This is a genomic window from Enterobacter cloacae complex sp. P6RS, from assembly GCF_014982245.1.
Lineage (GTDB): Bacteria > Pseudomonadota > Gammaproteobacteria > Enterobacterales > Enterobacteriaceae > Enterobacter > Enterobacter bugandensis.
Window position 1 is genome coordinate 34,762 of the sequence record NZ_JADCLB010000041.1, and the last position, 11,406, is coordinate 46,167.

At 48.6% G+C, this 11,406-nt stretch carries 10 protein-coding genes; 9 read left to right on the forward strand and 1 reads right to left on the reverse strand.

The genetic code is table 11. From position 1 onward, the window contains the following. Positions 1-31 precede the first annotated feature (31 nt). The 7 genes from INF73_RS21655 to INF73_RS21680 all read left to right on the forward strand — a co-directional run bounded on the left by INF73_RS21655 (position 32) and on the right by INF73_RS21680 (position 7,782). Positions 32-643: a hypothetical protein gene (locus INF73_RS21655; protein WP_154819683.1), complete on the forward strand. Its 612-nt coding sequence runs from the start codon at positions 32-34 to the stop codon at positions 641-643. 94 nt (positions 644-737) lie between these two features. Then, entirely contained in the window at positions 738-1,340 is a 603-nt protein-coding gene (locus tag INF73_RS21660) for a tail assembly protein (RefSeq protein WP_049136375.1), read from the forward strand. Between the two features lie 50 nt (positions 1,341-1,390). Continuing rightward, complete coding sequence (locus INF73_RS21665; protein WP_182033728.1) at positions 1,391-4,840, forward strand: host specificity protein J; 3,450 nt, start codon at positions 1,391-1,393, stop codon at positions 4,838-4,840. Continuing rightward, positions 4,840-5,142 (forward strand): hypothetical protein, encoded by a 303-nt coding sequence (locus INF73_RS21670; protein WP_016063576.1) that lies wholly within the window; start codon positions 4,840-4,842, stop codon positions 5,140-5,142. The genes INF73_RS21665 and INF73_RS21670 overlap by 1 nt, the downstream gene beginning before the upstream one ends. Continuing rightward, positions 5,139-5,819, forward strand: coding sequence for a hypothetical protein (locus INF73_RS21675; RefSeq protein ID WP_226857659.1), 681 nt, complete (start codon positions 5,139-5,141; stop codon positions 5,817-5,819). The genes INF73_RS21670 and INF73_RS21675 overlap by 4 nt, the downstream gene beginning before the upstream one ends. Positions 5,820-5,930: 111 nt before the next feature. After that, positions 5,931-6,164: a hypothetical protein gene (locus INF73_RS22180; protein WP_022648875.1), complete on the forward strand. Its 234-nt coding sequence runs from the start codon at positions 5,931-5,933 to the stop codon at positions 6,162-6,164. A 58-nt stretch (positions 6,165-6,222) separates the two neighbouring features. Further along, positions 6,223-7,782 (forward strand): tail fiber domain-containing protein, encoded by a 1,560-nt coding sequence (locus tag INF73_RS21680; protein ID WP_080472204.1) that lies wholly within the window; start codon positions 6,223-6,225, stop codon positions 7,780-7,782. Positions 7,783-7,921: 139 nt separating this feature from the next. Here the strand turns inward: INF73_RS21680 and INF73_RS21685 are convergent, their stop codons facing one another. Beyond that, positions 7,922-8,833 (reverse strand): hypothetical protein, encoded by a 912-nt coding sequence (locus tag INF73_RS21685; RefSeq protein WP_063944170.1) that lies wholly within the window; start codon positions 8,831-8,833, stop codon positions 7,922-7,924. 731 nt (positions 8,834-9,564) lie between these two features. Between INF73_RS21685 and INF73_RS21690 the strand changes: the two genes are divergently transcribed. Continuing rightward, positions 9,565-9,984 carry a translesion error-prone DNA polymerase V autoproteolytic subunit gene (locus INF73_RS21690; protein ID WP_063944169.1) on the forward strand — a complete coding sequence of 140 codons (420 nt, stop codon included), beginning with the start codon at positions 9,565-9,567 and terminating at the stop codon, positions 9,982-9,984. Positions 9,985-9,986: 2 nt separating this feature from the next. Then, positions 9,987-11,255, forward strand: coding sequence for a Y-family DNA polymerase (locus INF73_RS21695; protein WP_063944168.1), 1,269 nt, complete (start codon positions 9,987-9,989; stop codon positions 11,253-11,255). Positions 11,256-11,406: the final 151 nt, after the last annotated feature.

An 11,406-nucleotide genomic window follows, 5' to 3' on the forward strand; every position in this document is an offset into this window, starting at 1 on the left:
AGCCCAAGGTACTTCATTAACGGATATTAATGTGGCATTTGTCAACTTGAATACTTTTTATATTAAAATGGTCGTTGTCTGCGTTCCATTTGTCGTTGGGGTCGGGCTTGCATGCTTGAGTTTCTTCGGGCACAGTCACAATCTATGGACTGGGTTTGGATATTTGATAACGTCCGTAGCAGTGAGTTTTTTCCTGTTGCGATGGTTGGTATTGGGAGATTTGAACCTCGCCAATGGTTCAGCCATTGCTACAATCGGAGGTGGGTTAGGTCTGATAGGGATCTTGGCTGGTTCAAATATTACTGATCCTGCATTTATTCAAGTGCGCACCGATTTACACGAGTCCTTCTTAGATGCGTCCTTAAATTGCAAAGGTAATAAGACGTTATTTGACGGTGCTGTTACGTCTTGTTCAGCAGCTACTTCTAAGGATGCTTTGGCGTTGGGGCAAGAGTTGATTAAAGCCAGGTATTTAGCTCCGACATTATCTTTGGCAGATGGTGTGTATCATTCGAGCGATGAAGCTAAGGCGGATGCATGTTTAGTAAATTATTATTTACTTTCAAAGGAATGCCCAAGTAGCTTTATAGAATTCAATAAAAAACACCCAGAAGTTGCTAATCCGTCAGCCAAAAATAAGTAAGTTGATTTGAATTCTTGGATTGCGTGTTAAAAACATCAAAAAGTCTATCAACATTAATAGTCTCTCTTAGTCAAGAGAGACTTTGGAGGCATGTATGACATTTTTAACTGGTCAGCCGATGAGAACCATACGCCTCTATGGAATACTTGGCTCAACATTTGGTCGTGAATTCAAACTTTCTGTTGCTTCGCCTAAAGAAGCCATCCGTGCATTGTGCGTTATAGTGCCAGGCTTCGAGCGGTTTTTGAATACCAGCAAGCAGCGTGGGCTTACTTACGCTGTATTCAGCGGTAAGCGTAACCTGAACGATGATGAACTCTCTATGGATCAGAGTACCGCTGATATCCGTATCGCGCCGGTTATCCTCGGGAGTAAACGTGGTGGAGTATTCCAGACCATCTTAGGTGTGGCTTTGGTCGCAGTTGGTGCTGTGGCGTCATACTTTGGCGGTGGTGCTGTCGGCGTTCCTCTAATGCAATTTGGCGCTGCGATGGCCCTTGGCGGTGTCGTTCAAATGCTTTCTCCACAGACAACCGGACTTGCCAGCAAGCAATCGGCAGACAACAAGGCCAGTTATGCCTTTGGTGGAGTAACAAATACGACAGCTCAGGGCAATCCGGTACCACTCTTGTACGGACGGCGCCGTATAGGTGGCGCGATCATCTCCGCCGGTATCTATGTAGAAGACCAACAGTAAATAGATTTATCAACAAGCCACCTCCCGGTGGCTTTTTTTATGGGCGCAATATGGCTATAGCAACCGCTATTAAAGGCCGCAAGGGCGGCAGTTCAAGCTCAAGAACTCCTACAGAACAGCCAGACGACCTGCAGTCAGTTGCCAAGGCAAAAATCCTTCTCGCGCTGGGAGAGGGGGAGTTTGCTGGTGGACTTACTGCGCGCGATATTTATCTCGATGGCACCGCACTTGAGAACGCAGATGGTTCACAGAACTTCAGCGGCGTGGCGTGGGAGTTTCGTTCTGGAACTCAGGCGCAAAAATACATTCAAGGGATCCCAGGTACCGAAAATGAAATCAATGTAGGTTCCGAAGTTTCCAGCTCTACAGCGTGGACGCGCACGTTCACCAATACGCAGCTTTCAGCTGTTCGCCTGCGTCTAAAATGGCCTTCTCTCTTCAAACAGGAGGACGATGGCGATCTGGTTGGCTATTCGGTCAACTACGCATTTGACCTGCAGACAGATGGCGGTACCTGGCAGACGGTGCTAAATACCAGCGTGACCGGGAAAACCACCTCTGGTTATGAACGCAGCCACCGTATTGATTTACCTCAGGCGGGCAGCACCTGGACCATCAGGCTGCGCAAGATTACCGCAGACGCAAATAGCGCTAAGATTGGCGACACGATGACGCTGCAAAGCTTCACAGAAGTAATCGACGCCAAATTGCGCTATCCGAACACCGCGCTACTGTACATCGAATTTGATTCGAGCCAGTTCAATGGCTCAATTCCGCAAATTTCTTGCGAGCCCCGCGGGCGTGTTATTCGTGTGCCCGATACCTATGACCCAGAAACACGAACGTACAGCGGCACCTGGACGGGAGCATTTAAGTGGGCATGGACGGATAACCCTGCGTGGATATTTTACGATCTGGTAGTCACTGACCGCTTCGGCCTTGGTAATCGGCTAACAGCAGCCAATATTGATAAATGGACCCTTTATCAGGTCGCTCAGTATTGTGATCAACTGGTACCGGATGGTAAGGGGGGGAGCGGAACTGAACCGCGTTACACCTGCAACGTATACATTCAAGATCGAAATGACGCTTACACTGTGCTGCGAGACTTTGCCGCCATTTTTCGAGGTATGACCTACTGGGGAGACGACCAGATTGTTGCCCTTGCAGACATGCCCAGAGATGTCGATTTTACCTACACGCACGCTAACGTAGTTGACGGCAAATTTGTGTATTCCAGTAGCACAACTAAAAGTCGCTACACAAACGCTCTTGTTTCCTGGTCGGATCCGGCAAATGGCTATGCTGACGCAATGGAGCCCGTCTTCGAGCAGGCTCTGGTGGCGCGCTATGGTTTCAACCAGCTTGAGATCACCGCTATCGGATGCACCCGGCAATCTGAGGCTAACAGGAAAGGGCGCTGGGGGATCCTGACCAACAATAAAGATAGGATTGTAACGTTTGACGTTGGTCTGGACGGCAATATTCCTCAGCCTGGCTACATAATTGCTGTCGCTGACCGAAATCTCTCTGGCCGAGATTTAGGCGGTCGATTATCCGCGGTTAATGGTCGTGTACTCAAACTTGACCGGGTGCCAAGTGCTAAGGCCGGTGACAGGATAATGGTAAACCTGCCGTCGGGTATTACCCAATCCCGGACGATTCAGTCCCTGTCAGGTGGAATGGTTACCGTGACAACCGCCTTTAGCGAGCTTCCACAGGCCGAGGCCGTATGGGTCATTGAGTCTGATGAGCTCTACGCACAGCAGTATCGCGTTATTACAGTAACTGATAATAATGACGGCACGTTCACAATCGTCGGTGCAAATCACGATCCGGATAAATTCGATCGCATTGATACCGGAGCCATCATTGACCAGCGGCCGGTGAGCGTGATCCCGCCGGGCAACCAGTCGCCGCCTGCGAACATCGTCATCAGCTCGTTTTCTGTGGTGCAGCAAAATATCAGTGTCGAAACGATGCGCGTGAGCTGGGACCAGGCGCAGAACGCTATCGCCTATGAAGCGCAATGGCGCCGCAACGACGGGAACTGGGTTAACGTGCCGCGCAGCTCCACCACATCATTCGACGTCCCGGGGATTTATGCCGGGCGCTACCTGGTGCGCGTGCGCGCCATCAATGCTGCCGAAATTTCGTCAGGCTGGGGCTATTCAGAAGAGAAAACGCTGACGGGTAAAGTGGGCAATCCACCGAAGCCGGTTGGCTTCATCGCTTCTGAAAGCGTGGTATTCGGTATCGAGCTCAACTGGGGATTCCCGGCGAATACCGACGACACGCTGAAGACGGAAATTCAGTACAGCCTGACTGGTACCGAAGAAGATGCGATGCTGCTGGCCGATGTGCCTTACCCGCAGCGCAAATATCAGCAGATGGGCCTTAAGGCTGGGCAGATTTTCTGGTACCGCGCGCAGCTGGTGGACCGCAGCGGCAACGAATCAGGGTACACAGAATGGGTGCGAGGACAGGCAAGTATCGATGTTTCTGACATCACCGATGTGATTCTGGAGGGAATGAAAGACTCTGATACCTTCAAAGACCTGATCGAGAACGCAGTGGACAGCAACGAAAAAGTTGCAGGCATGGCGGATGACATTAAAAAGCATGCCGACGAGCTCGAGCAGCAGGCGAAAGACATCCAGGAGAACGCTGACGGGCTGGCGCAGGCCGAAGTGAAGATAGACGAGATTTCTGTTTCGATGGACGGCATGACAGGAGGCGTGAAGAACTCGGCAATTGCGATAATCCAGGCCAACCTCGCTCAGGTGGCCACACGTAAAACCCTGTCGGCTTCGGTTGCCGGTAACAGCGCGCAGCTAGACCGCATTGATGAGGTGATCGTCAATGACAGGGAGGCAACGGCACGCGCATTGCTGAGTCTGCAAACGAACGTCAACGGTAATACGGCATCCATCAACAGCCTGAGCGATACGGTTTCGAATTATCAGCAGTCTACAGCCACGCAGATAAATGCTATTACGGCGACAGTCAATGGACATACTGCCTCTATCACCACGAACGCCCAGGCCATTGCGAACGTAAACGGCCAGCTCAGCGCGATGTACAACATCAAAGTTGGGGTAACGAGTAATGGCCAGTATTACGCTGCAGGAATGGGGATCGGGGTGGAGAATACGCCATCAGGGATGCAGTCACAGGTTATCTTCCTGGCCGACCGTTTTGCCGTTACCTCCCAAGCTGGCAGCACTGTTTCTTTGCCATTTGTTATCCAGAACGGGCAGACATTCATCAATGATGCGTTCTTCCGTGATGCGAGTATCCAGTTCGGCAAAATTACGGATTCTCTGCAGTCTAATAATTATGTTGCCGGAAGCGCTGGCTGGCGCTGGGGTAAAGACGGAACGATGCAGAACTACGGGAGCGACAGTTCCGGAGGCATGAAGCAGACTAACGTCACCATCAGCATTCGGGATGCTAACAGGCTCCGTGTTCAGATAGGCAAACTTACAGGAGTGTTTTAATGGCCTGGGGTATTCAGACCTGGGACGCCAACGGCATCCCGAACAACTACGGTATCAAACCCGTATCAGTGGTAGGGCGTATTCAGCTTTCCGAGGGGCAAACCTCGGGCAACTGGTCCTTTACCATTCCGGCGGGGATGAAGGTCGGATTTGCGGTGTCCCTTGATAAAGGCGCGGTCTCGGTGGGTCGACGCATTATCGCTAACGGGAACACCATCACTCTCAGCACTGCCAGCGAAGTTGGTATTGGTAATTATCCGGCCTCGGAATGTGAACTGGTGGTCTTCGTGGAGAATGCATGATGGCAGATTATGGTGCACTGATTGCGCTGGAAAGCGGAAATCCGTTTATTACTCCTCAGTCAACGCCGTTTTGTCTGTACAGAAAGGTAGTGGTTAACTCAGTGGCAAATGGGGCATACCACGGTGCTTCTGCGACGGTAGCTCTGGATGCTTCTTATCCGGCGATGGTTTTTTGCAAAACGAGTGATACAGCCCAGCCCACTACAGTCGGGGCAACCCGGTCAGGAGGAAACATTCTTGTTGGTTCAAGCAACGCTTATGGTCAGTCACACACTCTGACGGCGTACATCTTTGCCATCTTTCCACAAACGTTGCCCGACTGGGGATTTGCTGTCTGGGATGAAGCCGGAAAGCTGGTACTGACAAACGAAAGCCGCGTGCTTACTGACCTCGTTACTGTCGGAACACCAGGAGCCTCAACGGGAGGGATTAACATTGATGTTACGTTGCAGGGTAGTTATGCGGTAGCACCTGCAATTCTGGGCTCACAAATCGTACAGAACAACAATACCAAGCCTCCAACAATCGTGAATATAACAGCCTATGCAGGCTGCCGCTTTAACGGTTCGTCGACCAGGATAAATGCCGCGCCTTCGACAACAGCTACTGGTTCTGCAGCGGGAGGGACAACCACAGGAATAGCATTGACGGCCATCAACACCGCAGCCTATGACTGATTGATCGTTTTGAGCGATCAATAACAAATAATTGATCTACATAATCAATTATACCCATCGATTTTGTATTGATATCTTCGAACCTACTGAATTCCTCTGGATACTTTCAAAATGAAAAGGCTAATTATCAGCATGGCGATCGCTTTAATGCTGTCTGGTTGTGCTGGTGTACTTGAGAAACAGGAACCTATTTGCAGCGGCACGGCATATATGGGTGACCATGAGAATACCGTTATGATTTACGGCGTTAGAAAACAAAACAACCAGACTCAATACCGGGCCGGATATCCCTTCAACTGGCGTTGGGTAAGTGCGAACACATTCACAAGCACGACATGTAAATAACTCACGAATTTGAATGCAAACCTCGCCTCGGCGGGGTTTTTTATTGCCTGGAGAAAATATGCTTTATAACACTGGCACCATCGCCATTAACGGAAACACCGCCACCGGCACGGGCACGAACTGGACGGCACCGGCCAGCCAGGTTCGCGCTGGCCAGACGATTATCGTCATGTCTAACCCGGTTCAGATGTTCCAGATTTCATCCGTGAACAGCGCCACGTCAATGACGGTTACGCCAGCTGCTTCCCCGGCGTTGAGCGGCCAGAAGTATGGAATCCTGGTGTCCGACAATATCTCTGTCGACGGGCTGGCACAGGCGATGTCGCAGCTCATCAAAGAGTATGACGAGAACATTGGCGCGTGGGAGACGTTCGCCACAACCTCAGCCAACCAGAATATTAACGTTACGATTAACGGCACCTCCGTAACTATCCCGGGCATCGGTAAGCTGGCTCAGAAAGGTACCAATGGTGCTCTCCCGATTGACCAGGGTGGTACCGGGGCAACAACGGCAGAAGGCAGTCGCACAAACCTCGGTTTAGGAGACAGCTCCACCAGGAACGTTGGAACAACGGACGGAACGGTGGCAGCAGGGGACGATGAGCGTCTTGAGACAATAGAAGGTAAAGCAGGTGGGACTGTTACTGGTGGCGTTGTCGCATCTGCAGGAAACATTGTGGGAGTTGCTTCAGGATCTGGCGGAAATAAGGCTATTACTTTAGGTAACGTTGCTTCAGACGGTCCGGTTGAGAATTATGTTAACTGGCTTTCTGGTAACTACTATGCTGGCACATGGAGGCTTGGCGCTGTACGTGGATCAGGAACTGATTTATCTCGCGTGCAAATGAATCTCTATGACGGTATAAGCTCAAATGCTGATTTCCGCTGGACCCCTCGTGGTATATATCAGGCTAATTGTCACCTTGCTCCGGGTCTCGGTGGCGGTGGCGGTTATCTCGATATAAATGACCAGAACAATGTTAATAATGCATTTTCCCGTACTAACCTGGTAACACCTAACGATGCAGGGTATGTTCCAGCGCTGCGCTGGAGTACGTATAGCTCAGGAGGTTATCATGCCACTACCGCTATGGGGTCAATCAGCGGCGGCACGTCGAACTGGCCTGAGATACAGATCGTTACTCATGGGGATGGTGGCTCGGCAGGTACTCGTATCTTTGCCTTCAGCCTGACCACAGGCGATATTGCTGTCTCAGGTAATGGCGGCTTTATTGGTAACTATATATTTTCTAAACAGCCAACATCAGATGCCTCGCTGAAAAAAGAGATCACTTACAATGATGGCCGTCAGTCCTATAGCAATATCAAAGCCCTGAAACCTTCTACGTTCATTTATAAAAATGATGATGAAGGCAGAGTACGTCGCGGTGTTATAGCGCAGGATGTCATGCAGATCGATCCGGATTATGTGAAAGAGGTTCCGGGTAGCCCGTATGAAAATGAAGAAGGTGAGATAATTCGAGGGGAGGGTACTTTAGCACTGGATAGTAACGTGCTGCTGCTTGATACCACGCTGGCGCTAAAATATGTAATTACGAAACTGGAAGAAACACAGAAAGAACTTGAAGAGCTTAAGCGAAGACTAGTAGTGTCATGAAATATAATGCTGCATACATCTATTTGATATTCTTACAATAATAATGCTAACCTCATTTGATAAATTACTCTGTAGCAGGAAAGGAATTTGAGATTTAATCAAGTCCGGCGATGAAATAAACATCGCTAGACTTGCGTTTCTATTTTAAGCTGAGTGGGACAAGCAAACCATTGCGGCGTGTATAGGCGTTAATTTCTTGATCTATGGCGTCATTTATATTTTTTGTTTGCTCTTCTGTATTCCCTTTCCAAAACTCTAAAATATATTCGTGATAATCGTCTATATCATGTTGAGCTAAGCCAAAATATTCTGGGCCATGAATCGCCGCGATTGCTTTAGCATATTGTTCAGTTGTAATAGTGCCTCGCCGTTTCATAGTGGCCAATGCTGAATGGCATGTCACCCAAGAGGGAATGCCTCGAGTATCACTTAACATTGTTATTACATTTCGGTATTTTCCAGAAATGACAGTCTTAACAACCTCCTCAATGATATTATATTTTATACATTTAACCTGGATGGCACTTTGGAGGTTTGTTCCTTTTACGAGGGCATTCTCCATTTCATTTCGTGAATGATTTTTTCTTAGGAAAATAATATCTGCATTGCTATGGGGTTCATAAAATCCTATGTGTTCCCGCTGGGTAGATATCAATCCTGTTCCAACGGCAAGAAATTCTTCGAAATGCTTTGTCGCAGCTGTGCTATTATCTTCTGTACACCATGTAAAAGCTCGAAGGCCTTCACTTCTATTGGAATTAAAACGATCAACAAGAAAAGCCTCAAATACTAGTCCAGCAAATTGTGAACTATTCAATTTGGAGCGAAATACATAGCCATGCTCGTTTAGGGTTAATTGACCAGACTCAATTCCATCAGCAATTACTCTTTTTTTATATTTCTCTTTCAAAATCCTTTTTTTTATCTCCGGTGTGACGCTTGGGTGGCGATGATTTATTATGTCCCATGGAACGCCAAATAAATCTATCAACTCAGGATCGTTTGTCAGGTCCTGTTTGGTAATTGGTATGTTGTGATCTTTATTGCTCATCTTTTCACCATCTTTACTTGTTCAAATCTTCTTGATTCTTGTAGTTAATTGTCGCATTCAGATACAAGAATTATTCATTAAAACCATCCGGATAGATTAACACTATTTCCATCACCTCTGCTATACATTGAGTATTGTGAAGAAAATCCAGATTGCTATATCGTGAGCAATTTATAATCAAAAGAAATTTGTTCAGAGCTTGAAAGCAGGAGAGTTGGATGGATGATTGTGGCATGAATCTTGGTGAGGATGAAATGACAACATTAAATAGCCTAAAGTAAAATTTGTAGATTTAAATTTTTATTATTTATGAATATTCATGGATTTTAATTGATTGCAATGTCTAATCCTCGCTCAGAGCGTACTATTCGACTCGATTGTGTGCTGTAAACTCAAGCCAGATCTATATGAGCGCCGCAGTTGCATTCCGTTCAAACATTCGCGGTCTGAGATCTCTTTAGATTGTTCAACCTCCCTCGCTAACGCTTTTACCTCATTCACACCCCTTAGAACTGGGATTTCTTCCTAAAGCAAACCTGTTACCCCCAAACCGATTTATTTCTGCTCAAACAGAGCCATTATTGGAAAATTTACAAAACTTATAATCCGAAGCGACATAGAAACTTAGAAACGAAACGGCGAAGATTTAAGCAGTCACGATAGGGCCTGCATCTTGCGGACACTTACAAATAAAACTACTGTATATAAAAACAGTATTTGAGGTGAGTGCAATGGAATTCATGAGGCCAACAGAACTGCGAGAGATTATCGCTCTTCCGCTTTTCAGTGACTTAGTACAGTGTGGTTTCCCAAGCCCCGCAGCTGATTACGTTGAACAGCGTATCGATCTCAATGAGTTACTTGTCGCTCATCCGAGCTCCACCTATTTCGTCAAAGCCGCAGGTGATTCAATGATCGAAGCCGGGATCAGCGATGGTGATCTGCTGGTGGTGGACAGTTCGCGCACAGCAGAGCACGGTGACATTGTCATCGCCGCGGTGGAAGGGGAATTTACTGTTAAGCGTCTGCAGCTTCGCCCGACGGTGCAGCTCAATCCTATGAACAGCGCCTACAGCCCGATTGTTGTTGGCAGCGAAGATACGCTGGACGTTTTCGGCGTTGTTACTTTCATCGTTAAATCTGCGAGCTAAGTATGTTTGCGCTCTGTGATGTGAATTCGTTCTACGCATCATGCGAGACGGTGTTTCGGCCCGATTTGAAAGGGCGGCCAGTGGTTGTTCTGTCGAACAATGACGGCTGCGTAATCGCGCGCAGCGCCGAGGCCAAGGCCGCTGGAATTACCATGGGAGAGCCTTTCTTCAAACAAAGAGAGCTTTTCCGGCGTGCTGGCGTTGTTTGCTTCAGCAGTAACTACGAGCTTTATGCGGACATGTCGAACCGTGTAATGACGACGCTCGAAGAAATGAGCCCCAGAGTAGAAATTTACAGCATTGACGAGGCCTTTTGCGATCTGACTGGTGTTCGCAACTGCCGGGACCTTACAGAGTTCGGCAAAGAGATCCGAGCTACGGTTCTGAAGCGTACTCACCTTACCGTTGGTGTTGGCATTGCCCAGACGAAGACACTGGCGAAGCTGGCCAACCACGCCGCGAAGAAATGGCAGCGCCAGACGGGCGGGGTAGTGGACCTGTCCAATATCGATCGCCAGCGCCGACTGCTTTCTCTGGTTCCGGTGGAGGACGTCTGGGGCGTCGGCAGGCGCATCAGTAAGAAGCTGAACGCCATGGGCATCAAAACGGCTCTCGACCTTTCGGAGCAGAGCACGTGGATAATCAGAAAGCACTTTAACGTTGTACTCGAGCGGACAGTCCGGGAGCTGCGCGGCGAGCCTTGTCTCGATCTTGAAGAGTTTGCACCGGCAAAGCAGGAAATCGTCTGCAGTCGGTCGTTCGGCGAGCGCGTCACGGACTATGAACAGATGCGCCAAGCTATCTGCAGCTATGCCGCCCGTGGTGCTGAAAAACTGCGGGGTGAACATCAGTACTGCCGCTTTATCTCTGCGTTCGTGAAAACCTCTCCCTTTGCGCTTAACGAGCCGTATTACGGTAACAGTGCGTCCATGAAGCTTCTTACCCCCACCCAAGATTCCAGAGACATCATTAACGCCGCGGTAAAGTGCCTGGACAAAATCTGGAAGGACGGCCATCGCTATCAAAAGGCTGGAATCATGCTGGGAGACTTCTTCAGCCAGGGGGTGGCCCAGTTGAACCTGTTCGATGAAAACGCGCCGCGAGCCGGAAGCGACAAGTTGATGGAAGTGCTCGATCACCTAAACGCGAAAGACGGGAAAGGAACACTCTACTTTGCCGGGCAGGGAATACAGCAACATTGGCAGATGAAACGTGAAATGCTATCCCCCCGTTACACCACAAGGTATTCGGACATTATAAGAGTTAGATAGTTTCAATCGGACACTTTGTTCGGCTAATTATCAGCAGCGGTTATTCAGCAAGGTAACAGCTGCTTTAGAGAGCGCTAATATATCTAGATTATTTTGATTAACTCATTCCATTATTTTTTCCTGAACTTATTTTTGGTGGTAGGGGTAGGGG